This window comes from Cellulomonas hominis (assembly GCF_014201095.1).
In the GTDB taxonomy this organism is placed as follows: domain Bacteria; phylum Actinomycetota; class Actinomycetes; order Actinomycetales; family Cellulomonadaceae; genus Cellulomonas; species Cellulomonas hominis.
On record NZ_JACHDN010000001.1, the window covers coordinates 2,875,689 to 2,901,040 of the forward strand.

At 75.1% G+C, this 25,352-nt stretch carries 23 protein-coding genes; 10 read left to right on the forward strand and 13 right to left on the reverse strand.

The window, feature by feature from the left end; genetic code table 11:
- Positions 1 to 51 precede the first annotated feature (51 nt).
- The gene (locus HNR08_RS13540; protein WP_246803196.1) at positions 52 to 1,350 is read right to left on the reverse strand and encodes an ABC transporter substrate-binding protein; all 1,299 of its coding nucleotides are present in this window, start codon (positions 1,348 to 1,350) and stop codon (positions 52 to 54) included.
- A gap of 243 nt (positions 1,351 to 1,593) precedes the next feature.
- The gene (locus HNR08_RS13545) at positions 1,594 to 2,100 is read right to left on the reverse strand and encodes a DUF2505 domain-containing protein (protein WP_146840573.1); all 507 of its coding nucleotides are present in this window, start codon (positions 2,098 to 2,100) and stop codon (positions 1,594 to 1,596) included.
- A 120-nt stretch (positions 2,101 to 2,220) separates the two neighbouring features.
- Between HNR08_RS13545 and HNR08_RS13550 the strand changes: the two genes are divergently transcribed.
- Positions 2,221 to 3,705 carry a sensor histidine kinase gene (locus HNR08_RS13550; protein ID WP_146840572.1) on the forward strand — a complete coding sequence of 495 codons (1,485 nt, stop codon included), beginning with the start codon at positions 2,221 to 2,223 and terminating at the stop codon, positions 3,703 to 3,705.
- 401 nt (positions 3,706 to 4,106) lie between these two features.
- Here HNR08_RS13550 and HNR08_RS13555 read toward each other — a convergent pair whose 3' ends face one another.
- Positions 4,107 to 4,355, reverse strand: coding sequence for a WhiB family transcriptional regulator (locus HNR08_RS13555; RefSeq protein WP_122151410.1), 249 nt, complete (start codon positions 4,353 to 4,355; stop codon positions 4,107 to 4,109).
- Positions 4,356 to 4,785: 430 nt separating this feature from the next.
- Here HNR08_RS13555 and HNR08_RS13560 point away from each other — a divergent pair, with 430 nt between their 5' ends.
- Positions 4,786 to 5,196, forward strand: coding sequence for a hypothetical protein (locus HNR08_RS13560; RefSeq protein ID WP_246803225.1), 411 nt, complete (start codon positions 4,786 to 4,788; stop codon positions 5,194 to 5,196).
- Between the two features lie 66 nt (positions 5,197 to 5,262).
- On the opposite strand, the gene HNR08_RS13565 is transcribed toward HNR08_RS13560, so the two are convergent.
- The 4 genes from HNR08_RS13565 to HNR08_RS13580 all read right to left on the reverse strand — a co-directional run bounded on the left by HNR08_RS13565 (position 5,263) and on the right by HNR08_RS13580 (position 10,828).
- On the reverse strand, positions 5,263 to 7,932 hold the full coding sequence (locus tag HNR08_RS13565) for an ABC transporter permease (protein ID WP_146840837.1): 2,670 nt from the start codon (positions 7,930 to 7,932) through the stop codon (positions 5,263 to 5,265).
- Entirely contained in the window at positions 7,932 to 8,735 is an 804-nt protein-coding gene (locus HNR08_RS13570) for an ABC transporter ATP-binding protein (RefSeq protein WP_146840836.1), read from the reverse strand. The genes HNR08_RS13565 and HNR08_RS13570 overlap by 1 nt, the downstream gene beginning before the upstream one ends.
- 139 nt (positions 8,736 to 8,874) lie before the next feature.
- Positions 8,875 to 9,588, reverse strand: coding sequence for a response regulator (locus tag HNR08_RS13575; protein ID WP_146840835.1), 714 nt, complete (start codon positions 9,586 to 9,588; stop codon positions 8,875 to 8,877).
- A gap of 10 nt (positions 9,589 to 9,598) precedes the next feature.
- Complete coding sequence (locus tag HNR08_RS13580) at positions 9,599 to 10,828, reverse strand: sensor histidine kinase (RefSeq protein WP_183835058.1); 1,230 nt, start codon at positions 10,826 to 10,828, stop codon at positions 9,599 to 9,601.
- 168 nt (positions 10,829 to 10,996) lie between these two features.
- Here HNR08_RS13580 and HNR08_RS13585 point away from each other — a divergent pair, with 168 nt between their 5' ends.
- The 4 genes from HNR08_RS13585 to HNR08_RS13600 all read left to right on the forward strand — a co-directional run bounded on the left by HNR08_RS13585 (position 10,997) and on the right by HNR08_RS13600 (position 16,243).
- Positions 10,997 to 11,689: a response regulator transcription factor gene (locus tag HNR08_RS13585; protein WP_146840360.1), complete on the forward strand. Its 693-nt coding sequence runs from the start codon at positions 10,997 to 10,999 to the stop codon at positions 11,687 to 11,689.
- Between the two features lie 3 nt (positions 11,690 to 11,692).
- On the forward strand, positions 11,693 to 13,018 hold the full coding sequence (locus tag HNR08_RS13590) for an ATP-binding protein (RefSeq protein ID WP_146840359.1): 1,326 nt from the start codon (positions 11,693 to 11,695) through the stop codon (positions 13,016 to 13,018).
- A gap of 102 nt (positions 13,019 to 13,120) precedes the next feature.
- Positions 13,121 to 14,491 (forward strand): hypothetical protein, encoded by a 1,371-nt coding sequence (locus HNR08_RS13595; RefSeq protein ID WP_146840357.1) that lies wholly within the window; start codon positions 13,121 to 13,123, stop codon positions 14,489 to 14,491.
- 96 nt (positions 14,492 to 14,587) lie between these two features.
- A complete protein-coding gene (locus HNR08_RS13600) occupies positions 14,588 to 16,243 on the forward strand; it encodes a methyltransferase domain-containing protein (protein WP_146840355.1) in 1,656 nt (551 codons plus the stop codon).
- Positions 16,244 to 16,289: 46 nt separating this feature from the next.
- On the opposite strand, the gene HNR08_RS13605 is transcribed toward HNR08_RS13600, so the two are convergent.
- The 4 genes from HNR08_RS13605 to HNR08_RS13620 all read right to left on the reverse strand — a co-directional run bounded on the left by HNR08_RS13605 (position 16,290) and on the right by HNR08_RS13620 (position 20,454).
- Positions 16,290 to 18,461, reverse strand: coding sequence for a glycosyltransferase (locus tag HNR08_RS13605; protein ID WP_146840353.1), 2,172 nt, complete (start codon positions 18,459 to 18,461; stop codon positions 16,290 to 16,292).
- Complete coding sequence (locus tag HNR08_RS13610; RefSeq protein WP_146840351.1) at positions 18,458 to 18,826, reverse strand: hypothetical protein; 369 nt, start codon at positions 18,824 to 18,826, stop codon at positions 18,458 to 18,460. The genes HNR08_RS13605 and HNR08_RS13610 overlap by 4 nt, the downstream gene beginning before the upstream one ends.
- Complete coding sequence (locus HNR08_RS13615; RefSeq protein ID WP_146840349.1) at positions 18,823 to 19,746, reverse strand: GDP-L-fucose synthase family protein; 924 nt, start codon at positions 19,744 to 19,746, stop codon at positions 18,823 to 18,825. Before HNR08_RS13615 ends, HNR08_RS13610 begins: the two co-directional genes overlap by 4 nt.
- A gap of 123 nt (positions 19,747 to 19,869) precedes the next feature.
- The gene (locus HNR08_RS13620) at positions 19,870 to 20,454 is read right to left on the reverse strand and encodes a GtrA family protein (protein WP_246803176.1); all 585 of its coding nucleotides are present in this window, start codon (positions 20,452 to 20,454) and stop codon (positions 19,870 to 19,872) included.
- Between the two features lie 62 nt (positions 20,455 to 20,516).
- Here HNR08_RS13620 and HNR08_RS13625 point away from each other — a divergent pair, with 62 nt between their 5' ends.
- Both HNR08_RS13625 and purE read left to right on the forward strand, forming a co-directional pair.
- Positions 20,517 to 21,686 carry a 5-(carboxyamino)imidazole ribonucleotide synthase gene (locus HNR08_RS13625; RefSeq protein WP_146840347.1) on the forward strand — a complete coding sequence of 390 codons (1,170 nt, stop codon included), beginning with the start codon at positions 20,517 to 20,519 and terminating at the stop codon, positions 21,684 to 21,686.
- A 20-nt stretch (positions 21,687 to 21,706) separates the two neighbouring features.
- The gene (gene purE / locus HNR08_RS13630) at positions 21,707 to 22,246 is read left to right on the forward strand and encodes a 5-(carboxyamino)imidazole ribonucleotide mutase (protein ID WP_146840363.1); all 540 of its coding nucleotides are present in this window, start codon (positions 21,707 to 21,709) and stop codon (positions 22,244 to 22,246) included.
- Here purE and HNR08_RS13635 read toward each other — a convergent pair.
- Together HNR08_RS13635 and HNR08_RS13640 are read right to left on the reverse strand one after the other, a co-directional pair.
- Complete coding sequence (locus HNR08_RS13635) at positions 22,243 to 22,599, reverse strand: type II toxin-antitoxin system PemK/MazF family toxin (protein WP_146840345.1); 357 nt, start codon at positions 22,597 to 22,599, stop codon at positions 22,243 to 22,245. The two genes, purE and HNR08_RS13635, sit on opposite strands and share 4 nt — an antisense overlap.
- The gene (locus HNR08_RS13640; RefSeq protein ID WP_246582348.1) at positions 22,596 to 22,835 is read right to left on the reverse strand and encodes an antitoxin; all 240 of its coding nucleotides are present in this window, start codon (positions 22,833 to 22,835) and stop codon (positions 22,596 to 22,598) included. Before HNR08_RS13640 ends, HNR08_RS13635 begins: the two co-directional genes overlap by 4 nt.
- Positions 22,836 to 22,968: 133 nt before the next feature.
- On the opposite strand from HNR08_RS13640, the gene HNR08_RS13645 reads away from it, so the two are divergent.
- Together HNR08_RS13645 and HNR08_RS13650 are read left to right on the forward strand one after the other, a co-directional pair.
- Positions 22,969 to 24,201 carry an acyltransferase family protein gene (locus HNR08_RS13645; protein WP_183835060.1) on the forward strand — a complete coding sequence of 411 codons (1,233 nt, stop codon included), beginning with the start codon at positions 22,969 to 22,971 and terminating at the stop codon, positions 24,199 to 24,201.
- A 62-nt stretch (positions 24,202 to 24,263) separates the two neighbouring features.
- Positions 24,264 to 25,352 carry an acyltransferase family protein gene (locus tag HNR08_RS13650; protein WP_183835062.1) on the forward strand — a complete coding sequence of 363 codons (1,089 nt, stop codon included), beginning with the start codon at positions 24,264 to 24,266 and terminating at the stop codon, positions 25,350 to 25,352.

Below are 25,352 nucleotides of genomic sequence, written 5' to 3' on the forward strand. Positions count from 1 at the left end.
GGACCGGACCGCCGGGAGGAGGAGCTCCCGGCGGTCCGGTCAGGCGGTGTGTCAGCCGATGGCGGCGACGGCCTCCTCGAAGCCCTTCCAGGACTCCTCGGGGGTCTGCGACTTGTCGACGTCGACGCGGTTGAAGGCGTCGGACAGGCCGGTGCGGATGGTGAAGTAGTTCTCACCCTTGTACGGCGCGACGGAGATGGCCGCGGACCGGTCGGTGTAGATCTGGCCGGTCGGCGCGTCGTTGAAGAACTCGCGGGTCATGCCCTGGAGCTCGTCCGACTGCTGCGCCTCGATCTGGCTCGGGAAGTTGCCGTTGACCGCGAAGGCCTTGAGCTGCTGCTCCGGGGCGGTCAGCCAGTCGGCGAGCGCCTGGGCCTCCTCCGGGTGCTCCGACATCGCCGGGACGGCGAGGAACGAGCCGCCCCAGTTGCCGCCGCCGCCGGGGAAGACGTTGGCGATGTCCCAGCCCTCGACGCCGGACGCGTTGCCCTCGATGTTGCCGAGGAACCACGCCGGGGCGAGCGCCACCGCGAAGCCGTTGGTCTGGAACGCGTTCGTCCAGTCCTCCTCCCACTGCTTGAGGCCGGCGGACTGGTCCTCGTGCGACAGGATCGTGTCGTAGATGTCGCGGATCTCGGGGTTGTCGAGCGCGATGATCTCGCCGCTGTCGGGGTCCTCGAAGGGCACCTCGACCTGGTTGATCATGCCCTGGGCGAGGGCGTCGGCCGAGTCGAAGAACTTCGGGCCGGTGCCGGCGGCCATGAACTGGTCGCCGACCGCGAAGAAGTCGTCCCAGGTGGCGTCGGCGCCGCCGAACAGCTCGGCGACCTCCTCGCGGTCCGTCGGCAGGCCGGCGGCGGCGAACAGGTCGGCGCGGTAGGCGATGGCCTCCGGGCCGATGTCCGTCGGGTAGCCGAGCAGCGCGCCGTCGGGGGTGGTGGCCTGGTCGGTGGTCCACTTGTTCCAGCGGCCCTCGACCGAGTCGCTGGTCAGGTCGGTGAACTGGTCCGAGTACTGGATCATCTGCGGCAGCCAGTCGACCTCGACGCCCACGACGTCCGCGAGGCCCGAGCCGGCGCCGAGCGCCGTCTGGAACTGCTCCTTGGCGTCGTCCGACTTCGCGAACTTGTTGTGCTCGATCTTGATGTCCGGGTTGAGCTCCATGTACTCGTCGAGCAGGTCCTCGTACCCGAACTGGTTGAACGTCGAGATGGTCAGCGTGATCTGGCCACCCTCGTCGCCGCCGGCGGCGTCGTCGTCGGACGAGCCCCCGCCGCACGCCGTCGCGAGCAGGGCCACGCCCGTCGCTCCGGCCACGGCCATCCAGGTCTTGCGCGTGCTGATGCGCACTGTGACTCCCTCGTCAGTCGGACGGCGACTTCGCCGTCGCAGCGAGGACGCCGTTGTCGGCGTCCGGGGTGAGAGCGTTCCCAAGCTGCGCTGCGGGAGCGCTCTCACGACCTGTTCCGCACTCTCGTCCGGATCGTGGAAGGGTGTCAAGCCGCGACGCGTCCGAACGGGGTGTGGAAGCGATCCCATGACTGCATCGCCGCAGGTCAGAGCGCTGCGGGTCGCGGACGCGTTACGGAATCGTTACGCCTCGGTGGCGCTCGCGACCCACTCCCGCGCGACGGCCTCCTCGGCCTGCAGCGCCCCCCGGACCGCCTTCGCGGCGGCCTCCTCCACGGCGGCGCCGAACAGCGGCACGTGCGCCTTGAGGTCGCCGTCGTACGTGATGGTCGACGTGCCGCCGGCGCCGGCCAGCACGACGGTCCCCGTCAGCCGCACCGGCGCACCGGCGATCTCGACCGCCACGGTCCCGCGGCGGCCGCCGTCGGCGGCGGGGGGCTCCCACGCCTCGGCCTGGCGGACCTCGAGGGTCGAGCCGACGAAGGCCCGCACGTTCGGCGGGATCTGGTCGGTCGGCAGCGCGCGCCGGGTGGTGACCGTGAACGCGCCCTCCTCGCCCGGCGTCACGTCGACCTGGAGGTCCTCGGCGCCGCTCGCGCGGACCTTGGCGCGGACGTACACGGGATCCGCGAGCATCCTGCCCGCGGTCCGGGCGTCCGTGGGGACGGAGAGGGTGACCTGCAGGTGCACGGGCGTTCGGGTCCTTCCGGGGCGCGGGCGGTCGCGCGGGGCGCGGTCCGACCGACATTATCCGCCGGGACGCCGGTGCGCGGCACGAGAACCACCGGTCCGACCACCTACCCTTGTGCGGTGTCCACCCTGAGCGAGCTCGCGCAGCGCCATGCCCACCTCGACGCCGCGGACCTCGAGTGGCTGCACCTGCTGGTCGGGGACTGGCAGGTCATCTCCGACCTCGCCTTCGCCGACCTCGTGCTGTGGCTGCCCACCGACGACGGCGACTTCGTCGCGATCGCCCAGTGCCGGCCCAGCACCGGCGCCACGGTGCACTACGACGACGTCGTCGGATCCCGGGCCCCCGACGGTCAGCGCCCGCAGCTCGAGCGCTCGCTCACCGAGGTCCGCGCCCAGCGGTCCCGCGAGCCCCGATGGTTCGGCTCCTACGCCGTGCGCGAGGAGGCGGTCCCCGTCGTGCGCGAGGGGCGTGCCGTGGCGGTCATCGCCCGGCAGACCAACCTCGGCGGCGCGCGCACGCCCAGCCGCCTCGAGCTGAACTACGTCGAGGCCGCCGACGACATGATGGGGATGATCGCCCGCGGCGAGTTCCCGCTGCCGAACGCGGCGACCGGCCCGCGCCGCGGCGCGCCGCGCGTCGGGGACGGCCTGGTGCGGCTGAACTCCGAGGGCGAGGTGCTGTACGCCAGCCCGAACGCGCTGTCCTGCTTCCACCGGCTCGGCGCGATGGACGACCTCGTGGGCCGTTCCCTGGTCGAGGTGGTCGCCGACCTGATCGAGCAGAAGTCCGCGGTCGACGAGTCGATGCCGCTCGTGCTCATGGGACGCGCGCCGTGGCGGACCGACATCGAGGCGCACGGCGTCGCCCTGTCCCTGCGCGCGGTGCCGCTCACCGAGGAGGGGGAGCGGATCGGCGCCGTGCTGCTGTGCCGCGACGTGTCCGAGCTGCGGCGCCGGGAGCGCGAGCTCATCACCAAGGACGCGACGATCCGCGAGATCCACCACCGCGTGAAGAACAACCTGCAGACCGTCGCGGCCCTCCTGCGCCTGCAGGCCCGCCGGATGAACGTGCCGGAGGCCCGCGCCGCCCTCGAGGAGGCGATGCGCCGGGTCGCGACGATCGCGCTCGTGCACGAGACGCTGTCCCAGACGCTCGACGAGACGGTGCAGTTCGACGAGCTGGTCGGCCGGTCCCTGCGGCTCGCGGCGGACGTCGCGTCCGCCGGGGCGTCGGTCCGCACCGTCGTGCGCGGGACGTTCGGGCCGGTGTCCGCGGAGGACGCCACCGCCCTCGCGCTCGTGCTCACCGAGCTGGTCACCAACGCGGTCGAGCACGGGCTCGCGGGCCGCGAGTCCGGGTCGGTCGAGGTGACCGCCGAGCGGCTGGAGGACGACCTCACGGTGACCGTCGCGGACGACGGCGCGGGCATCCCGGCCGACGCGGGCGCCGGCACCGGGCTCGGGACGCAGATCGTGTCGACGCTGGTCACCAACGAGCTGCGCGGGTCGATCGCCTGGTCGCCCCGCGCGGGCGGGGGCACGGAGGTCACGCTGCGTGCGACGCTGCGCGCCCCGGGCCGGGAGGCGAACACCGTCGCCTGACGCGCCCGGGCGCCGCGCCGCCTCGCGCCGGCCACACCGCGCCCGCCGCGCGCCCGCATCGCGCCGCGCCGCGCCGCGTCGCGCCCGCCGCGCGCCCGCGTCGCGTCGCGTCGCCGCCGAGGCTGCAGGATCCGACTGCGTCCGGGCCCCGCGTCCGCGCGGATCCGGCAGTCTCGGCGCCGAGGTTGCAGCAGGTGCGGGGTCCGGCGCGCGGACGCGCGCAGGTACGGCAGTCTCGGCGCCGAGGTTGCAGCAGGTGCGGGGTTCGGCGCCCCGGAGCGCGCAGGTACTGCAGTCTCGCCGGCAGGCGCTGCCCGCGGGCAGCGCCTGCCGGGCCCGGACGCGACGACGCCCGCCTGCCCCGGTCGGGGCGGCGGGCGTCGTGGGTGTCGCGGGGCGGGTCAGCCGGCGCGGCGCTGGCGGGCGGTGCGGCGCTTGAGCGCGCGGCGCTCGTCCTCGGACAGGCCACCCCAGACGCCGGCGTCCTGGCCGGACTCGAGGGCCCACTTCAGGCAGGTGTCGACGACGTCGCAGCGCCGGCAGACGGCCTTGGCCTCCTCGATCTGCAGCAGGGCCGGGCCGGTGTTGCCGATCGGGAAGAACAGCTCCGGGTCCTCGGTCAGACACGCTGCACGGTGGCGCCAATCCATCGAACACTCCTCAGCACAGGGGCGCACCACGGCCAGGGGGCTGGGGTGGCGCAAGCGGGGGGCGCAGAAGCACACGTCGACGCACGAAGATTCGCGGGGGCGTGAGCGTCGGCGCTCGGGATTCGAACTGCTGCGAACTAGATTCACATGGCAGCGAACAGCGCACAAGGGGTTACGCGCAGGTTTCTTGCGCGTAACGGCTGAGGCGTCGGTCACACCTGTGGGGATCCTGGACGCCTGAAGGCGCACGCTACTCCCTGAGGGGCGGCGAGTGCCAATCCGGCTCGGATGCCGGGACCAACGTCCCTTCCTGCGGCCCCGCCCCGCTCCGACCTGCGGGAACGACGAACGCGTTTCACCCCGGGCGCCCGACCCGGCGCGCGGCGCGGCCCCCGACCGCTCGCGCGGGCCCGCCGCGTAGGGTCGCGTCGTGACCTCGCCGCGTCCCGCCCCCGCCCGGCCGCCCGCCGCCGTCCGCGTCCTGTCCGCCCTCGTGCTGGTCCAGGCCGTCGCGCTGCTCGGCGTCGCCCTCGCCCTGGTGGTGGGCCTGGTGCGCGGGACGTCGCTGCCGGGGCCGGTGGCCTTCATGGCGGTGCTCGCGCTGGGTGTCGCGGCGCTGCTGGCCGGGGCGGCACGGGCGCTGCTGGGCGGGCACCGCTGGGGCCGCGCCCCGGTGCTGACCGTGCAGATCCTGCTGGTCGTGCTCGCCGTCGGGTGGCTCGGATCGGGGGTCGCCGCGTGGTTCGTGGTGGTCCTGGTCCTCGCCGTCGTGACCGCCGTGCTCGTCGTGGTCCCGCCGGTGGTCGCGTGGACGGCCGGAGGTGCCGGGGAGCGCCGCTAGGACGACGACGGCCCCGCCCGGCGCGTGCCGGACGGGGCCGTCGTCCCGGTCTCCCGGAACCCCTCGTCAGTCCACGGCGAGCGCCGCGACCGGCGGCGTCCGGGCCGCGCTCCGCGCCGGCAGCACCGACGCGAGCACGCCGGCGACCAGCGCGACCACGAGCACCCCGCCGAGGTCGGACCACGGCACGCGCAGCTCGAGGTCGGCGACGCCCGCGAGGACCGCCGTGGACCCGAGCCAGCCGTAGGCCAGGCCGAGCACCACGCCCACCGCCGCGCCGACGCCCGCGATCAGCGCGCCCTCGACCGCCATGGAGGCCCGCAGCTGGCGGCGGGTCAGGCCGAGAGCCCGCAGCGTCGCCGACTCCCGGCGCCGCTCGATGACGGACAGCGACAGCGTGTTGGTCACGCCGATCAGCGCGATCACGACCGCGACCGCCAGCAGCCCCACGACCACGGCGAGCACCGTGTCGATGGCCCGCTGGTACAGCGCCCGCTCCATCGCCGCGCCCGAGATGTCGAGCGTGGAGTCCGCCGTGAGGTCCTGCACGTCCTGCACGACGGCGCCGGAGTCGTTCACGTCCGCGACCCGGAGCCAGGCGGTGCCGGGCGTCCCGGACGTGCCCAGGTCCTCGAGCGTCCCGGGGGTGACCAGGACGATCCAGTCGCCGAGGGGGAGCACCTCCGCGGTCAGGTCGACGGTCGGCGAGCCGTCCGCCGCCTCGCCGGTCAGGCCGTCCGCGAGGGTCACGGGGACGCTGTCGCCGTCGGCGATCCCCGCGGTGGCCGCGAGGTCGCTGGAGACCAGGAGCATCCCCGGTGTGAGCGCGTCGACGACGTCCGGGTTGCGGAGCACGTCCGCGGCGTCGCCGGGGTCCAGCGCGCGCAGCGTCGACGACGTGTCGGCCGGCCCGCCGAGGTGCACCTCGGCGCTGGACACGGCCGCCACGGCGTCCACCCCGCGCACGTCCGCCAGGCGGTCGACGGTCCCGGCCGGCAGGGGGTCGGTGACCGACCGGCCGTCGGCGTCCACCGAGGTGGGCGTCGCGACCTGCAGGTCGACCGGGAACCGGCTGTCGAGCTCGCCGTCCAGGGTGGCGCGGGCGGTCACCGCGCCGGTGCTCATCATGGCGACCAGGGTCACGCCGATGAGCAGGGCCGTGCTGGTCGCCGCCGTGCGGGCCGGGTTGCGGCCCGTGTTCGCCGCGGCGAGCCGCGCGGGCATCCCGGCGCGCCCCGCGAGCCGGCCGATCGCGGCCACGACCTTCGGCATCCAGAACACGGAGCCGACGAGCAGGCCGACGAACGACAGCAGCCCGCCGAGGATCGCGATGCCGACCGCGGCCATCAGGAGCTTCTCCGCCAGGGCGACGCCGCCACCGAGCAGCAGCACGCCGCCGGCCACGAGCAGCCAGCTGAGCACCAGCCGGACCCGGCCGGAGCGGCTGTCCGCAGCCGGGGCGTCGGCCGGGCGGAGGGCGGCGATCGGGGCGACCCGCGTCGCGACCCGGGCCGGGGTGAGCGCGGCGAGCACGGTGACGACCACGCCCACGGCCAGCGGCGCGAGGACGGCCGCCACGGTCGGCCGGACGACGGACGGGACGGGGAACGGCAGGTCGGCACCCTGCATGACCCACAGCGCGATCTGCACCAGCAGCGTGCCGAGCAGCGTGCCGGCGACGGACGCGACCAGGCCCAGCAGCGTCGCCTCCAGCAGCACGGATCGCCGGACCTGCGACCGCACGGCGCCGACGCAGCGCAGCAGCGCCAGGGTGCGCGTGCGCTGCGCGACGAGCACCTGGAACGTGTTGGCGATGACGAGACCGGCCACGATCATCGCGACCGCGGCGAAGGCGAGCACGACGACGAGGATCGGCCCCGTGGAGTCCCCGGAGATCGACCGCTCGGCGGCCTCGTCCCGGGTGAGCACGACGGCGTCGTCCCCTCCGGTGGACAGCACGTCCGCGACGGCCGTGCGCACCTGCTCGGTGTCCGCGCCGGGGGCGAGGGCCAGGAGGAGCTGGTCGGTGCCCGCGTCCGCGAGCGTCGGCGTCCCCGGTCCCGTGGCCCAGCCGGACCAGCGGAGCGCGTCGGCGGTGGTGCCCATGGCGGCGCCGCCGAACTGCGCCCACGCGGACGTGGGGTCGGTGGTCAGGCCGACGACGGTCACCCGCTCGGTGTCCTGCCGCCAGGTCGCGTCGACGCCGCTCGCGTCGTCCGCCCCGGCGTCCCCTTCCGCGTCGTCGGCCCCCGCGTGCGCCTCCACCTCCGCCCAGCGGTAGTACGTGACCGTCACCTCGTCGCCGACCGCGACGCCCAGGCGCTCGGCCGCGCGCTCCGGCAGGGAGATCTCCCCGTCCGCGGCGGGCGCCGCGCCGGCGGTGACCTGCTGGGTGTCGAACGCGGGGTCGCTGGGCAGCGGCAGCAGCGCCTGCGTGATCGCCTTGTCGCCGGCGGAGAGCTCGAGCGACGACACGAGCAGCCGCGGGTCCGCGCCGGCGACGCCGGGCAGGGCGCGCACGGCGTCCAGCGTCGCGTCGTCGATCGCCTGGGGGGACTTCGCGACCAGGTCGGCGGACCCGTACGACGCCGTGATGGAGTCGTAGGAGATCCGCCGCATGACGTCACCGGCGAGCAGCGTCGCGGCGACGAACGCGGTGCCGATCGCGACGGCGATGCCCGCCGCGGTGAGCCGGCCGAGGCTCCGGCGCATCTGCGCCAGGGTGAGCCGCCACATCACGCACCCGCCTTCGCCGCGACCTCGGCGACCTCGAGCTGGCGCAGGGCGTCCAGCCCGGTGAGGACCGCCTCGGGCGTCGGGTCGACGATGTCGCCGGCGATCCGCCCGTCGGCCAGCAGCACGACGCGGTCGGCGTAGGCGGCGGCGGTCGGGTCGTGCGTGACCATGATGACGGTGCGCCCGAGCTCGCGGACCGAGCGGCGCAGGAAGCTCAGCACCTCCGCGCCGGCGCGCGAGTCGAGGTTGCCGGTGGGCTCGTCGGCGAACACGACCTCCGGCTTCGCGATGAGCGCGCGGGCGATGGCCACGCGCTGCTGCTGGCCGCCGGAGAGCTCGGACGGCCGGTGCGTGAGGCGCTGCCCGAGGCCGAGCGTGGCCACCAGCGTGTCGAACCACGCGCGGTCGGCCTTCGCGCCGGCGAGCTCCAGCGGCAGCAGGATGTTCTGCTCGGCGGTGAACATCGGCAGCAGGTTGAAGGACTGGAAGACGAAGCCCACGCGGTCGCGGCGCAGCCGGGTGAGGGCGTCGTCGCCGAGGGTCGTGACGTCGGTCGCGCCGAGGAAGGCGGAGCCCGCGGTGGCGGCGTCCAGGCCCGCGAGCACGTGCATGAGCGTGGACTTGCCGGAGCCGGACGGCCCCATGATCGCGGTGAACTGGCCGGCGGCGAAGTCCACGTCCACCCCGGCGAGCGCCCGGACCTCCGCCTCGCCGCGGCCGTAGACCTTGGTGAGGCCGCGGGCGCGGACGGCGGGGGCGCCGGGGCTGGCGGGTGTGCTGGGGGTGGGCAGGTTCGGGTCCACGGTGCGTGCTCCTGGGAGTCGGCGGGCTGACGTCCTCGACGCTACGGAGCGGGGGTGGGGCGCGTCGTCCACCCGGGGTCCGGACCCCACGTCATCCCGGGGTCGGACCGACGGGGCGCGGGGACCGACCGGCGTCGGGTCAGGAGCCGGGGACCACCAGACCGGTCTCGTACGCCAGCACGACGGCCTGCACCCGGTCGCGGGCGCCGAGCTTGGCCAGGATCCGCCCGACGTGCGTCTTCACGGTGGCCTCGGCGACGTACAGGTCGGACCCGATCTCCGTGTTCGACCGGCCGCGCGCCATGAGCACCAGCACCTCGCGCTCCCGCTCCGTGAGCGACGCGAGCGCCTCGTCCGCGGCGTCGGAGCGGGGGTGCTCCGCGGGCAGCGCGGTCACGAGGTGCTCGAGCAGGCGGCGGGTGGACGAGGGCGCGATGACCGCGTCCCCGTGGTGCACGGTGCGGATGGCCGCGAGCATGTCCTCCGGCGGGGCGTCCTTGAGCAGGAACCCGCTGGCTCCGGCCCGGATCGCGGACATCACGTACTCATCCAGGTCGAACGTCGTGAGCACGATGATCCGCGGCGCGGGCTGCTCCGGGGTGCCGGCGGCGACGATCCGCTCGGTGGCGGCCAGGCCGTCCATCGTCGGCATCCGGACGTCCATGAGCACGACGTCGACCGGCCCGACCAGCCGGGACTGCGACGTGCCGGGGGTGAGGGCCTGCACGGCCTGCGCCCCGTCGCCGGCCTCGAGGACGACGGACAGGTCGGGCTGGGAGTCGATGACGAGCCGGAACCCCGCCCGCACGAGCTGCTGGTCGTCCACCACGGCCACGCGGATCGTCTCGGTCATGGCGGCCAGCCTAGGCGGACGCGCCGGCCGGCAGCGGCACCTCGGCGCGCACCCGGAACCCGCCCCCGGGGCGCGGCCCGGCGGTGAACCGCCCGCCGATCATGGCGACGCGCTCGCGCATGCCCACCAGGCCGTGCCCGGCGCCGTCGGAGTCGGCGGCGGCTCCGCGGCCGTCGTCGGTCACCTCCAGCACCAGGCCCGCGGGCTGCCACTGCACGAGCACCGTGACCGTCGGGTCGGGGCCGGCGTGCTTGAGGACGTTGGTCAGCGCCTCCTGGCAGATCCGGTAGACCGCGAGCCCGACGCCGGGCGGCAGCGGCCGGGGCGTGCCCATGCGCACGAGCGAGGCCCGGACGCCCGAGGCGCGCACCTGCTCGACCAGGGTCTCCAGGTCCTCGGCGGCCGGCTGGGGCGTGAACGGGGCGGCCGCGTCCCCGGGCGACCCGTCCGGCTCGCGCAGCACGCCGAGCAGCCGGCGCATGTCGGCCAGCGCCGCCCGTCCGGTCTCGGAGACGGTCGACAGGGCGCGGGTGGCGGCGTCCGGGTCGGCCGCCGCGGCGTACCGGCCGCCGTCCGCCTGCGCGATGATGACCGACAGCGAGTGCGCCACGATGTCGTGCATCTCGCGCGCGATCCGGGTCCGCTCGGCGGCCGTGGCGATCCGGGTCTGCTGGTCGCGCTCGACCTCGAGGCGCTCGGCGCGGTCGCGCAGCGCCCCGATCGTCTCCCGGCGCGCCCGGCGCATGAGCCCGAACGCCCACGTGGCCAGGGCGCAGACGGAGCAGAACGCCCAGATCGCCACGAGGGACGCCGCGGCGTCCGCCGCGCCGGTCACGCCGAACACCTGCATCACCATCACGGAGGCGAGGAGCAGGCTGCCCACCAGGGCCGACGCGATCGCCGTGCGGTGCGCCCACCGGGGCCCGTGCAGGGTGACCGAGTACAGGGCCACCAGCACAGCGAGGTCGGTGGGCAGGAACGTGGCCGCGCCGGCGACGACGTGCGCGAGCCCGGCCGCGTACACCAGCACCACGGAGGCCACGGGGTTGCGCCGTCGCCAGCCGAGCGGGAGCCACAGCAGGCTCGACCACAGCAGGCCCGTGGCGACCGACTCGCCGTACGAGCTCGCGATCGACGCGGACAGCGGGACGACGAACGCCCCGGTGGCCAGCACCAGGGTCAGGTCGATGCCGAGCTGGTGGCGTTCCTCCCACCGCGTGAGGCGCTCCCACCAGGTCATCGCGCCAGCGTAGGCGGGCGCGACGGGGCGGCGCGTGCCCCCGGGGGCGGACCGAGGTCCTACCCGGGTCCGCCCCGGGGACGATCCGCGCCCACCCGGGGGCGACCCGGCGGAACCGATACCCCCGCGAGCCGTGGACAAGACCGTTCCGTGACCTAACATGGCGCAATGACCCAGGTGCTGCTGGCGGAGGACGATCCGGCGATTGCCGAGCCTTTGGCGCGGGCGCTGGGCCGTGAGGGGTACGACGTCCGGGTGCAGGGCACCGGTCAGGGGGCCATCGACCGCGCGAGCGAGGCCGACCTGGTGGTGCTCGACCTCGGTCTGCCGGACATGGACGGGCTCGACGTGGCGCGGGCCATCCGCAACCAGGGGCTGACCACCCCGGTGCTGGTGCTGACCGCGCGGGCCGACGAGGTCGACCTGGTGGTCGGCCTCGACGCCGGCGCCGACGACTACGTGACCAAGCCGTTCCGGCTGGCGGAGCTCCTGGCCCGCGTCCGGGCGCTCCTGCGGCGCACGGGTGGCGACACCCCGGACGAGGACGAGCTGCGCGGCCAGGACGTCCGGGTGGACGTCGCGGCGCACCGCGCGTTCCAGGGCGACCGCGAGCTGCACCTCACCGCGAAGGAGTTCGACCTGCTGCGGGTCCTCGTCGGGGCGGTCGGCACGGTCGTCGCCCGGGAGACCCTCATGCGCGAGGTCTGGGGCTCCGACCCGACCGGCTCCACGAAGACCCTCGACATGCACGTGTCCTGGCTGCGCCGCAAGCTCGGCGACGACGCGAGCGCCCCGCGGTACATCAGCACCGTGCGCGGGATGGGCTTCCGGTTCGAGTCGGGCGAGGGCGTCCGGGGCTGACCCGTGCGCCGCCGCGTCCTGCAGGCCACCATCGCGGCCGTCACGGTCGCCGTCGTGCTGCTCGGCTTCCCGCTCGCGTTCCTGGGCGCCCAGTACGTCCGCGACAACGAGATCGGGTCCCTGGAGACCCGCGCGTCCGACCTCGCGCGCGCGATCGACAACCGGGTCCAGGAGGGCTCGCCGCTCTCGGACGACATGCTCGAGCCGTACGTCGAGCGCGGCGGTGGCGTCCCGGTCAGCCTGTTCGTGATCGCCGGTGACGGCGCGCGCTACCAGGCCGGCCCGGAGGTGCCCGAGCGGTCGATCACCATCACCGAGACCTCGACCACGGGGGCGCGGATCACGATGTACGCGCCGTGGTGGGACGTGTTCCTCATGAGCGCGCAGATCATGGGGCTGGTGGTCGCGGCCGCGCTCGTGGCGTTCGCCGCGGGCATCGCGATGGCGATCTGGCAGGCCAACCGGCTGGCCGCGCCGCTGGTGTACCTCGCGGCCTCGGCGGAGCAGCTCGGCTCGGGGCAGGTCCGGCCGCAGCTCGAGCCGTCCGGGGTGGAGGAGATCGACCTGGTCGCCGCCGAGCTCGCCCGCAGCGCCGACCGGATGGCCGGCCGGCTCGCGGCCGAGCGGCAGTTCGCCTCGGACGCCTCGCACCAGCTCCGCACCCCGCTGACCGCGCTGACCATGCGGCTCGAGGAGATCATGCTGGCCTCCGACGACGCCGCGGTGCGCGAGGAGGCCCGGATCTCGCTGGAGCAGGTCGAGCGGCTGGTCACCGTCGTCGACGACCTGCTCACCCGGTCGCGGCGCGCGCAGGGCGGCACCACCGAGGCGGTGCGGCTGGTGGACGTCGTGCACCAGCAGGAGGAGGAGTGGCGCCCGACGTTCGAGGCCGCGGGCCGGCGGCTCGCGATCGAGGTAGACGCCGACGCCCAGGTGCTCGCGACCCCGGGCGCGCTGGCGCAGGTGCTGGCCACGCTCATCGAGAACTCGCTGCGGCACGGCGGCGGCACCACGACGGTCCGGTCCCGGAAGGGCGCGTCGGGCGCGGTCGTCGTCGAGGTCGCGGACGAGGGCGACGGCGTGCCCGACGACCTCGCGCCCCGGATCTTCGAGCGGGAGGTCACCTCCGGGCAGGGCACCGGCCTGGGGCTCGCGCTGGCCCGCGACCTCGCGTCGGCCGACGGTGCGCGTCTCGAGCTCGCGCAGCGGCGTCCCGCGGTGTTCGCGCTGTTCCTCACCGGCGTCCCCGCGGCGATGGCTCCCGACGTCGTCCTGCCGCGCGGCTCGGTGATCTCGCCCCGGGTCGAGCGCACGCGCCGCCGTCGCTGAGTACCCCGCAGCGGGTGATGCGTCGCGCCCCCGGGCGCGTACGTTCGCCGGTGGGGGCGGTGCCACGCCCCCCGCGCGGCTGCGGACGGACGGGGTGAGGACATGGGCGAGACGCACGACGGAGAGCCCGGCGTCACGACCGGCCCGCCCGACGTGGCGGCTCTGACCGCCCGGCTCGCGGCGCTGGAGGCCGAGAACGCGCAGCTGCGGGCCGAGCGTGCGGCCCCGCCGGCCCCCGCCGGCCCGGTCGCCGCGGAGCCGCGCCCCCGACGCCGCCCAGGCCGGGCGTCGGCCGCGGTGGTGCTCATCCTGCTCGGCGCGCTGCTCGCGCCGGTCGCGGTGGTCGCCACCTGGGCGCGCGGCCTGGTCACGGACACCGACCGGTACCTGGCCACCGTCGGCCCGCTCGTGGACGACCCGCAGGTGCAGAGCGCGGTCACCAACCGCGTGACCGGGGCGATCGTCGAGGCGATCGACCTGGACCAGCTGGCCGCCGACGCCACGGGCGCGGTGGCGGGCCTCGGGCTGCCACCGCGGGTCTCCGGGGCCGTGGAGTCCCTGCAGGGCCCGCTGGTCGGCGCGGCGACGAACTTCATCCGGCAGGCCGTGGACCGGGTGGTCACCTCCGACGTGCTCGACACCGTGTGGACCACCGCGAACCGCACCGTGCACGACCAGCTGAACGCGGTGCTGCGCGGCGACCCCGACGCCGTCGCGTCGATCAGCGCCGACGGGACGCTCACCGTCGACCTCACCGACGTCGTGAACGCGGTGCGGCAGCAGCTCTCGGACGCCGGGTTCACCATCGTCGACCGGCTGCCGCAGATCAACGCGACCTTCCCGCTCATGCAGAGCGCCGACCTGGTGCGGGCCCAGAACGTCTACCAGCTCGTGGACGTCCTCGGCACGTGGCTGGTCTGGGTGGCGCTCGCGCTGCTGGCCGGCGGGGTGCTGCTCTCCCGGCACAAGGCCCGGGCGCTCGTGGTCGCGGGGCTGGCGCTCGCGGCCTCGATGCTGCTGCTCGGGCTCGCGCTGACGGTCGGGCGGTCCGTGTACGTGAACTCGCTGCCGCCCGAGGTGCAGCGGCCGGACGCCGCGGTGGTGGTCTACGACCAGGTGGTGTCGCTGCTGCGGATCGCGCTGCGGTCGGCGCTGGTGCTCGGGCTGGTCGTGGCCGTCGTCGCGTTCGTCGCCGGGGACACCGCGGCGGCGCGGGCGCTGCGCGCGTCGTGGGCGCGCGGGGCCGGCTGGCTGCGCGGGGCGGGGGACCGGCACGGGGTGTCGACGGGGCCCGTGGGGGTGTGGCTCGACGAGCAGCGGACGCTGGTGCGGGTCGTGATCGCCGGGCTCGCCGCGGTGGCGCTCGTGGTGCCGTCGGCGCTGACGCCGGGGTACGTCGTCGGCGTGGCCGTCGCGGCGGTGGTGCTCCTCGCGGTCACGAGCCTGGTCGCCCGCCCGCGCGCCAGCGCGTAGCCGCCGGGCGCGGGCCGCCCACCGCCCGGGGCCGGGACGATAGTCTTCGGCACGGTCCCCGTCTGGTGGGACGGACACGAGACGGAGCAGGGCGCGATGAAGAAGATGGCGGACCTCGCCGCGGACGTGATGCAGGTCCGCTCCGAGCTGGCCCGGGTCGACGAACTGGTCCGGGAGGCGGCCGACGAGGTGCACGCGGCACGGACACAGCTCGCCGACGTGTCCGGGGCCGTGCACGCGGCCCGGGAGGAGCTCGCGCACCTGCGGGGGTCGGTGTTCGAGGCCCGGGAGGAGCTCGCGCACCTGCGCGGGTCGGTCTCCGAGGGCCGGCGGGTCGCGGCGGAGGACGCGGCGCACCTGCACGGTGCCGTGGTCGAGGTGCGCAAGGTCGTCGACCAGACGAACGGCGTGGTGGAGACCCTCGGCGAGCAGACGATCGACAACCGCCTGGGCGTCCTCCGCGGGCTGCTCTCGCGCGTCGAGCACTACCAGCCGACGTACGGCCTCGCCGGCCTGGTCGCGACCCCGCAGCGCGAGTCGCGCGACCGGGCCGAGCAGATCGCCCGCGCCCTAGGTGCGGTGGGCGGCCTGCGCGTGCTGGACCTCGGCACGTCGCTCGGCTACTTCGCTCTGTACCTCGCGGATCGCGGCGCGAAGTCGACGGGATGGGACTTCAAGCCGGACAACGTCGCCATCGCCCGGCTGATCTCCGACATCACGGGCGTCCGCGCGGAGTTCCACGAGCGCACGATCGACGAAGCCACCGTGGAGGCCGTCCCGACCGGCAGCTTCGACGTGGTGCTCGCGCTCTCGGTCCTGCACCACGTCATCGCGATCGAGGGCCTGGAGTCGGCCCAGCGGATCGTGGCCGCGCTGTTCGAGCGGGCCCCCGTGATGGTGGTCGAGCTCGCGGCGAAGGGCGAGGACCCGGACCTGTACTGGGACGCGGCCCAGCCGGAGGACCCGCTCGACGTGTTCGCGCTAGTGCGGGACGAGCTCGATCTCGAGGTGCTCGGCAGCCACGGCACGCACCTGTCGGCGCACGAGCGCCCTCTCGTCGTGGCCCGCCGGCGGCAGGTCGTCACGGTCGGTGGCCGCTCCTTCCCGTACGACGAGCAGCGCCAGGAGCCGTACCCGGGCGCGCCGATCGGCTCGGCCAAGGCCTACCGGCACTACTACACGTCGGCCGACCACGTGGTGAAGCAGTACTGGTTCGACGAGGCCCAGCCCGCGAACTGGCGGCAGATCGTCAACGAGCTGAGCTTCTTCACGTCGGTCCTGCCGCTCGAGGACGTCTACCGCGCGCCGGAGCTCGTCGCCTTCGACGTCGACGCGACGTCGGCGCGGCTGGCCTTCCGCCGGACGCCGGGCGCCCTGCTCGGCGCCGCCGGACCGCTCGCGCTGCCCGAGGTGGAGCGGGTCGCGCGGGACGTGCTCCGCACGCTCGCCGAGCTGCGGCGCGCGGGGCTGTTCCACAACGACGTGCGTTCGTGGAACATCGTCGCGAACGACGAGGGCGGGTGGCTGATCGACTACGGGCTCTCCGGTGCCGTGGGGTACGACGACGACATCGCGGGGTTGCTGTGGGCGCTGCACGCCGCGGCGACCGGGGCCCGCGAGGCGGCCGTGCGGACGGCGCCGGCGCCGGACGCCGCCGCGTTCACCGGGTCGGACCGCCTCCTCGCGCTGCACGCCGCGGTGGCGGAGGGCGAGCGCGACCCCGCCCGGCTCGGCGCGCTGCTCGCGGAGTGACGCGCCGTCGGGGTCGGCGCGCCGGCGGCGCACCGACCCCGACGTGCTACGGGGCCAGGTACCGCATCTCGACGCGCGTGCCCAGGTAGGACACCGCGGTCGAGACGTTGCTGACGACGTGCAGCAGCGCGTCCGAGGCCGCCATGGCCTCCGCGTCGCGCCAGACCTCCCAGGCGAGCCGCCAGGACCTCTGGCTGCCGTCCGCGGCGCGCAGGTGCTGGAGCTGGTGCACCTCGCGGAGCTGCTCGTCCCGGTCGAGCCGGTCGAACTCCTCGTCGGTGGCGGTCTCGACGCGGTCCACGTCGTCGAACACGATGACGTGCTCCCCGAACGTCTCCCGGAACAGGTCGACGACCCGCTCCTGGTCGGTGGCGACGAAGACGCGCCAGTCGTCGGAGCCGACAGCCACGCCGCGCTCCCGCACGACCGCCTCGACCTCGCGCACGTAGGTCTGGTGGTTCGCCATCACCAGGCCCGGCTGCTCGACCGCGTGGCTCGGGTGCTTGACGTGGACCGCGACGACCAGACGGTCGTCCCGGAACGGCGCCAGCCGCCCGTCGAGCTCCGTGCGGAGCTCCGGGCGGAGCCGCACGTGGTCGGACAGGATGCCGTGGTACTGCTGCCGGAAGCGCGGGAACCAGGGGCGCCGGTACAGCTCGTACGCGTTGATGTGCGTGAGCAGCGGCTCGCGGCCGGCGTTGTGCAGGTCGGCGGGGTGGAAGGCACCGTCGGCGAGGAATGCCGGGTCCTCCATCTCGGCGGCGGTCAGGTCGTACAGCGGCTCGAAGAGCTTGAGCCACATGTTGCCGTCGCCGGGGTTGCTGTAGCAGTAGCTGGTCAGGCGGCCCTCGGACCGCTCGAGCAGCCCGGTGACGTCCCAGTGCGGCAGCACCATGCCGACGCGCTCGTCGCGCAGGCCCCAGACCAGGTGGGTCATGTAGGTGTTGAAGATCGAGAAGAACCCGCCGTCGTGCAGCGGCACGACGAGGCGTCCACGCGGCCGTGCGCGTCGAGCGTGCCGGCCGGTGGCCGCCCGGGCCAGGGGCGCGACCTCGTCCAGCCGGGTGAAGGGCGACGCCGGCACGCGCGGGCGCACGGCTGCGCTGTCCGGGTCGACGAGCCGCTCGTAGGCCGGGGTGAGCGTCCGGAGCGTGAACTCCGCCGCGCGCTGCCGGCGGACCGGGGCGTCCGGGACGAGGTCGGCCGAGCGGCAGTAGCCGACGAGCTCGACGAGGGCGGCACCGATCGCCTCGGCCGTGACGATGGACTGCGCGCCGAACACGCGGTTGTCGATCTCGGCGTACCGCGCGGGCATGCGCCCGGCCGGGGCGATGGGGACGACGCCCGGCAGGCCCTGGAGGTCGGCGTGCGCGCCGATGTCGGAGAGGGCGGCGGGCTTCCCGAGGGCGAGCGCCTCGCGCGGCCCGATCGAGTACCCCTCGCCGCTCGAGCAGTTGACGTAGCCGTCGAAGGAGCTGAGCAGGGCGTCGCGCTCCGCGACGCTGAGGTTGCCGTGCGTGATCTCGACGTTCTGGGCCGGCGCCGTCCGCGCGAGCGCGGTGACCCGCTCGTACACGCCGCCGATCGCCAGGTTCGAGTGCAGGCGCAGCCGGACCGACTCGTCCGACCCGTACGCGGCGACGAACGCCTCGACCAGCGGCTCGAGGTTCTTCCGGTCGTGGAACGCCGACAGCGAGCCGATCACGGTGGTGCCGGGCGCCGGGCGCCGGTACGGCGCGGCGAGCAGGCGCTCGAGCTCGAGCGCGATGGGCAGGGTCCCGACGGCGCAGCGGACCCCCGAGGCGCGCGCGACCTGCTCCAGGTGCGCAGAGGAGAAGAGCACCGCGTCGAACCGGTCGTTGAGGATGTCGACCCACTCGGGCGGGAGCTCGTCGGAGTCGTACGGGATGTGCGCGACGCGCAGGGCGCCGGAGTCGGGGACCAGGCGGTGGTTGAAGTCGAATGCGCCGTTCCACAGGACGTCGGCGTAGAGCACGACGGGGTAGCCCTCGCTGGACGTCACGACCGGGATGCGGCGCCCGGAGGGGAGCTGGACGTCCCGGCCCGCGGACGCGGCGAAGTCGCGCGTCGGCAGCAGGACGACCGGGAAGCTGCGCGCCAGGGCCTCGCAGGCCGCGGCCGTGACCGTGCCCATGCCGGAGTGGAAGTCGGTGCGCCCGACGACGCAGACCGCCGCCGTGCCGGCGGGAGCCGTCACTTGCCGAGCACCCGTCGCGCGAGCCGGCCGAGGGCGCGCAGCGGCGCCATGAGCCGCCACGACCGGCTGGACCGGATCGCGAGGATCTCGCGGTGGAGCGCGGCGGCCGCCTCGGACTGCCGGGCCGCGCGGTCCTCGGCGTCCGCCAGGCGCGCCTGGGTCAGTGCGAGCTCGGCCTGCGCGTGCGCGGTCTCGAGGCGCAGGTTGACGGCCTGCGCGCTGAGCCACGCGATCTGGCGGGAGTCCTCGAACCCCGCCTGCCAGTAGGCGCTCAGCTCGAGGTCGGCCGCGCTCGGGGCGCTGGTCACGGGGGTGTGCTCGGTGGTCGTCACGGTCGTCGCCTTCGCGTCCGTCGGAGGGGTCATCGGCGCGCGGTCGCGGCGTTCGCCGCGTACCACGCGTAGGTCTTCGCGAGGCCCTCACCGAGGGAGTGCCGTGGTGCCCAGCCGAGCTCGCGCAGGCGGGTCGTGTCGTAGGCGCGGGCGTGCTGCCCGTCGGGCTTGGTGGAGTCCCACCGCACCTCGCCGCGGAAGCCCGACACCTCGCCGAGCGTCTCGACCGCCTCTTTAATCGTCACGGAGGTCCCGGTCGCCATGTTGATGACGCCGGTGCCGCTCTCGAGGATGAGCCGGAGCGCGTGCGCCGCGTCGTCCGCGAACAGGAAGTCGCGCGTCGGGGTCCCGGTGCCCCACACCTCGACCGGCGTGTCGTCCCGGACGGCGCGGTGGAACTTGGAGACCAGCGACGGCAGCACGTGGCCGTGCGCCTCGTCGAACTTGTCGCCCGGGCCGTACAGGTTCGTCGAGACGACGAACGCGTAGCTCATGCCGTACTCCTGGGCGTACGCCTCGAGCTGCGCCACCATCGCGCGCTTCGCGTGGGCGTAGCCGAACTCGGAGCCGTGCGGGGCCCCGCGCCAGAGGTCAGCCTCCCGCATCGGCAGCGGGACGACGTCGGAGTACACGGCGGTCGAGCCCATGGCCACGACCTTGCGGACGCCGGCGGCGCGCGCGGCCTCGATCACGTTCGTGTTGATCTGCACGTTGTCGAGGTACGCCCGGCCCTGAGCGGCGATGTTCCCCATGAGCCCGTGGACGCGCCCAGCGAGGTGGACGACCACGTCGGGCCGGTTGCTCTCGACGAGCTGCGTCGCGTCCTCCACCCGGCGGAGGTCGCCGTCGGAGCTGGCGGTGCCGACGACGTCGTAGCCCGTCCGGATGAGCTCGGCGACGACGGCTCGGCCGACGACCCCGGATGCGCCGGTGACGAGAACTCGATCGGACACGCGCCGTACACCTCACCCTGCTTCGGTGCCAACCGGGGCCCGGCCCTGACGAGCGGATTGCGCACGCTGATCGGCAGTCGTGGGCGCCCCCATGGCGATTCTCGGGGGAAGCATACAGACATGTCAGGTACCTCGGTCGGGACCTTCCCGCAACTCGACCGCGTGCCGTGCGCTGTGACCCACCTGGGCGAGCGCTGTGGGCGGGCCGGACGGACCCGTGAACACCCAGAGCTTGTACCCGACGTAGCGCACCACCGTGCCGAGGGCGATGCCGACGAGATTCGCCACGTTGTCGGCGAAGGGCCCGGACCGGCCGAGCACGTAGTGCGAGAACGCGAGCGTCCCCACCGTCGCCGCGATGCCGAGGAGGTTGATGACGGTGAACAGGGCGAGCTCGCGTCCTCGGCGGTGCGAACGCTGGTCCGCGAACGTCCAGTGGCGGTTGCCCAGCCAGGACACGAGGGTCGCCAGCGCGACGGCGACGACCCGCGCCGTCAGCGGCTTGTCGTGGAGCAGGTCCGCAGGCCCGAAGCGCAGCAGGTTGTACGACCCCATGTCCACGACGAACGCGACGGTCCCGACGGAGCCGAACCGGGCGAGCTCGAGCACGCGGGCGCGCAGCGGCGCCCGGAGGCGGTCGCGCAGACCGCGGCCGGGGCCGGTCCCGGGGGTGTCGAGCACGCCGCCGGGCGCAGGGGAGACGGGCACCGGGCCACGGTAGACCCCTCGGCTGGGGGCGCGCTGGGCGAGGTCCGTTACGCTCCTGCGTCGTGGCAGCACCCGTGGTGGCAGTGGTCGGTGGTGGGCAGCTCGCCCGCATGATGGCACCCGCGGCGACCGCGCTGGGCGTCCACCTGCGGGTCCTCGTGGAGGACGCGGTGTCGTCGGCCGCGCAGGTCGTGGTGGACGCGCCGGTCGGCGCGGCGTCCGACCCGGTGGCCGTCGAGCGGCTCGTGGTCGGCGCGGACGCGCTCACGTTCGAGCACGAGCACGTGCCGAACGGCCTGCTCACCGAGCTCGTCGACCGCGGCGTCGCCGTGCACCCCGGGCCGGACGCGCTGGTGCACGCGCAGGACAAGATCGTCATGCGCACCCGGCTCACCGCGCTCGGCGTCCCGTGCCCGCGGTGGGCGGCCCTGTCGGGGCCGGAGGACCTCGCGGCGTTCCTCGCGGCCGGCGACGGCACGGCGGTCGTGAAGACGGCGCGCGGCGGCTACGACGGCAAGGGCGTGCGCGTGGTGCGCTCGGCGGACGAGGCCGCCGACTGGCTCGGCGCCGCCGCGGACGGCACGGGCGCGCCGCTGCTCGCGGAGGAGCGGGTGCCGTTCACCCGCGAGCTCGCCGCGCTGGTCGCCCGGACGCCGTCCGGCGAGGTGCGTACCTGGCCGGTCGTGGAGTCCGTGCAGCGCGACGGCGTGTGCGCCGAGGTGGTCGCCCCCGCGCCGGACCTGGACCCGCGCACCGCCGCGGCCGCCGAGCGGATCGCGCGCACCGTCGCCGAGGGCCTCGGCGTGACCGGCGTGCTGGCCGTCGAGCTGTTTGAGGTCGCCGACCCGCACGGCGGCGAGCCCCGGGTGCTGGTGAACGAGCTCGCGATGCGCCCGCACAACTCGGGCCACTGGACCATCGACGGCTCCGTGACCAGCCAGTTCGAGCAGCACCTGCGGGCGGTCCTCGACCTGCCGCTCGGCGCCACGGAGGCCCGCGCCCCGTGGACCGTGATGGCCAACGTCCTCGGCTCGTCCCGCGCGGTGCTCACCGACGGGCTCGCCGAGGTCGCCGCGCTCGACCCGGGCGCGAAGGTGCACCTGTACGGCAAGGGCGTGCGCCCCGGCCGCAAGCTCGGGCACGTCACCGTCACCGGCGACGACCTGGCGGACGTGCGCCGCCGGGCCGTCGCCGCGGCGGCCGTGCTGCGCGGCGACGACCCCGCCGTGTGACCCGCGACCTGGAGGTGGAGATGGACCCGCTCGTCGGCATCGTCATGGGCTCGGACTCGGACTGGCCCGTCATGGAGGCCGCCGCCCAGGCGCTGGCCGAGTTCGACGTGCCCGTCGAGGTGGACGTGGTCTCCGCGCACCGCCAGCCGGACAAGATGGTCGACTACGGCCGCACCGCCGCCGGCCGGGGGCTGCGCGTGATCGTCGCGGGCGCCGGGGGAGCGGCGCACCTGCCGGGCATGCTCGCCGCGGTCACCCCGCTGCCGGTGATCGGCGTCCCGGTGCCGCTGGCCCGGCTGGACGGGCTCGACTCGCTGCTGTCCATCGTGCAGATGCCCGCCGGGGTGCCGGTCGCGACGGTGTCGATCGGCGGGGCGCGCAACGCCGGCCTGCTGGCCGCGCGCATCCTCGGGGCGGGGACCGACGACACCGCCCGCCGGGTCGCCGCCGCGATGCGGGAGTTCCAGGACGCCCTCCGCGCCCAGGCGGACGCCAAGGGCGAGCGTCTGCGCGCGCAGCACGGGGACGGGCGCCGGCAGGGCGTGGGGTTCGGCGCCTAGACCAGGGCGAGGTGGACCAGGAGCGCCTCGTCCAGCGCGGCGGCCTCCTGCGGCGTCAGCGTTCCCAGCCTGCGGCCGAGCCGCCCGACGTCCACCGCGCGGATCTGCTCGGCCCGGGCCTTCGAGTCGACGGCGAGCCCGTTGCGCGGTGTCGCGGCGACCAGGACCTGGAAGTCGAGCACCCGGGTGACGTCCGAGGTCAGCGGGACGACGGTGAGCACGCCGCGACCGGTGCGCTCCGACGCCTTGTTGCGACCGTCCCCCGAGACGATCACCGCGGGTCGCTCCCGCTTGTCCGCCTCGGAGCCGCGGACGGGGTTCAGGTCGACCGTCCAGATCTCGCCGCGTCTCACGCGTCCGGCTCCAGCCCGTCCGCCGTCACCCCGTTCCAGGCGGCGGCCTCGCCGGACTCGTCCCACTCCTGGTCGGCCAGCAGGTACTGCTCCTCGAGCGCCTTCTCCCGGAGCGCGGCGACCGCGGCGTGGAACGCGGCGGACCGCGAGGCGAGGCCGTGGCGCCGCTCGTACTCGCGGAGGAACGTCAGGTCCGGGGTCGGGAGGCTCACCGTGACGCGCTCACTCGTCTTCATACTCTCGATCATACTCGCGCTCGGAGCGGCGGGATCCTGAGCATCCCGGACGGGTGTGGAGGTCCCGTCGAGGCCTCCCGCGCGGCCCCCGCTCGACGGGCGGAACCCGCGCGGCGCGCTTAGCGTCGAAGGAGTGACGACCACAGCGCCGACCCGGACGACCTCCGGCCCCGCCACCGCCGCCACGCCCGCCGAGCGCGCCCCGGGCCGCGCTCCGCGCCTCGCCGCGCTGGACGGGCTGCGGTTCCTGGCGGCGGTCGGCGTGCTCGCGTACCACTTCACGACCCGGCAGACGGACGCCTGGGGCCGGGACCTCTCCGAGGTGGCCCCGGCGGTCTCGTCGTGGGCGGTGTACACCTCGCTCGGGCCGGAGCTGTTCTTCGTCATCAGCGGCTTCGTCATCCTCATGACGGCGTGGGGGCGATCGATGCCGGACGTGATCGGCTCGCGGGTCGGGCGGCTGTACCCCGGCTACTGGGTCGCGGTGCTGGCGACCGGGGGGCTCCTGCTGCTGGTCTGGCCGGGCAAGGAGATCACCGGCGACCAGGTGCTGGTGAACCTCACCCTGCTGCAGAGCCTGTTCGGGGTGGACCACGTCGACGGCGTGTACTGGACGCTCTGGGTGGAGCTGCGGTTCTACCTGCTGATCGCGGTGTTCGCGGCGATCGGGATCACCCGCCGGCGGGTGCTGTGGTTCGCCGCGCTGTGGCCCGCCGCGGCGATGCTCGCGCGGGTGCTCGGGCTGACCGACGCCGTGACGTGGCTCGTCGCGCCGTACGCCCCGCTGTTCGCGGCCGGGATGGCGCTCTACGTGATCCACCGCACCGGGCACGCGGTCGTGCCGTGGCTGCTGGTCGCCGGGAACGCCGCGCTCGCGACGGCCGCGCTGGTGCCCGCGCGCATGGACTCGCTCGGGCAGAACTCCGTCGTCGCCCCGCGGCCGGCGCTGCTCGCCGCCGCCCTGCTCGCCTGCGTCGCGCTGGTGGCGCTCGTGACCCTCACCCCGGCGGGCCGGTGGCGCTGGGCGGGGCTGACCGCCGCGGGGGCGCTGACCTACCCGCTGTACCTCACGCACGAGTACTGGGGCCTGTGGGTCGTGCACCTGCTCGCCGGCCGGGCGCCGGTCGCCGTGGTGCTCGCCGCGGCGGTGGCGGTCTCGCTGCTGCTGGCCTGGGTGATCCACCGGTTCGTGGAGAGGCCGTTCGGCCCGCGGCTGCGCCGGGCGACCACCGCGGGGTGCGAGCGGCTCGCGGCGGGCGTGCGCGGCGCCGTCCGGGCCGTGCGGTCGCGCTACGAGGTGGGGACCGCGCCGGCGGGGAGGACCGGGGGACGGTCGTCCGCGGGGACGGTCTCCGGCACCCGTTAGGCTTCCCGGGTGGTGAGTCCGGACGCGTCCCGCGGGCGCACGCGCAGTCGGCGCGCCGTCCCGTGAGCTCGGCCTCCCCGGCGTCGGTCACCCTGGGTGCCGAGCGCCGGACGAACAACTTCGACGCGCTGCGGCTCCTCGCCGCGTTCGCGGTGGTGGTCGGCCACGCGGCGGTCCTGCGGGGCGCCCCCGAGCAGGCGCCCGCGTTCCTCGGCATCCACGTGCACGTGCTCGGGGTCGCGGTGTTCTTCGTCATCAGCGGCTGGCTGATCACGGGCAGCTGGGAGCGCTCGCGGTCGGTGCCGCAGTTCGTGGTCAGCCGCGCGTTGCGCATCCTGCCGCTGCTGTGGGTCGTCGTCCTGCTGTCCGTGGCGGTCCTCGGGCCGCTCATGACCGACCTGCCGCTCGGCGAGTACGCGCGCTCGACGGAGACCTGGCGGTACCTGCGGAACCTCGTGATGCTGCCGGCCGACGGGCTGCCCGGCGTGTTCACGGACGTGCCGTACCCGGGCGTCGTCAACGGGTCGGTCTGGACGCTGCGCGCGGAGGTGATCTGCTACGCGCTGGTGCTCGGGGCCGGGCTGCTGGCCGTCGCGCTCCGCGGGCGCTGGCAGACCGCGGTGCTCGTCGCGTTCGGCGCGGGCTCGGTCGTCCTCGTGGAGCACGGCGACGTGCGCGTGCTGGGGTCGAGCCTCACGGCCGCCGCGGGCACCTGGATCTACTTCGCGGTCGCCGCCCTGCTGCGGCTGCACCTCCCGCGTCGTGCGCTGCGCGGGGACGTCGCGGTCGGCGCGCTGGCGCTGTGGGGGCTGGCGTCGCTGGCGGGGGAGGCGTGGGCGGTCCGCGCCTCGTGGCTCGCGCTCTCGTACGTGGTGCTCGTCGTCGGCCTGCGGGGCTGGCCCGTCGCGCGGGACGCCGCCCGGTTCGGGGACCTGTCCTACGGGCTCTACCTGTTCGCGTTCCCGGTGCAGCAGGTCGTCCTCGACCTCGCCCCGGCGCACCCCGCGTGGGTGGACGTCGTCGTCGTCACGGGCGCCTCGCTCGCGCTGGCCTACGGCTCGTGGCACCTGGTGGAGCGCCCCGCGCTCGACCTGCGGACCCGCCTGCCGTGGTTCGCGCGGCCTCGCGTCCCGTCGCAGCCGGCGGCCTGA

Bases quoted from the DNA above. Each gene is read 5' to 3' on its own strand.
- HNR08_RS13585 (WP_146840360.1), top strand. From the start codon at position 10,997: ATGACCCAGGTGCTGCTGGCGGAGGACGATCCGGCGATTGCCGAGCCT.
- HNR08_RS13565 (WP_146840837.1), bottom strand. From the start codon at position 7,932: ATGTGGCGGCTCACCCTGGCGCAGATGCGCCGGAGCCTCGGCCGGCTC.
- HNR08_RS13580 (WP_183835058.1), bottom strand. From the start codon at position 10,828: ATGACCTGGTGGGAGCGCCTCACGCGGTGGGAGGAACGCCACCAGCTC.
- HNR08_RS13575 (WP_146840835.1), bottom strand. From the start codon at position 9,588: ATGACCGAGACGATCCGCGTGGCCGTGGTGGACGACCAGCAGCTCGTG.
- HNR08_RS13640 (WP_246582348.1), bottom strand. From the start codon at position 22,835: ATGAAGACGAGTGAGCGCGTCACGGTGAGCCTCCCGACCCCGGACCTG.
- HNR08_RS13595 (WP_146840357.1), top strand. From the start codon at position 13,121: ATGGGCGAGACGCACGACGGAGAGCCCGGCGTCACGACCGGCCCGCCC.
- HNR08_RS13555 (WP_122151410.1), bottom strand. From the start codon at position 4,355: ATGGATTGGCGCCACCGTGCAGCGTGTCTGACCGAGGACCCGGAGCTG.
- HNR08_RS13600 (WP_146840355.1), top strand. From the start codon at position 14,588: ATGAAGAAGATGGCGGACCTCGCCGCGGACGTGATGCAGGTCCGCTCC.
- purE (WP_146840363.1), top strand. From the start codon at position 21,707: ATGGACCCGCTCGTCGGCATCGTCATGGGCTCGGACTCGGACTGGCCC.
- HNR08_RS13610 (WP_146840351.1), bottom strand. From the start codon at position 18,826: ATGACCCCTCCGACGGACGCGAAGGCGACGACCGTGACGACCACCGAG.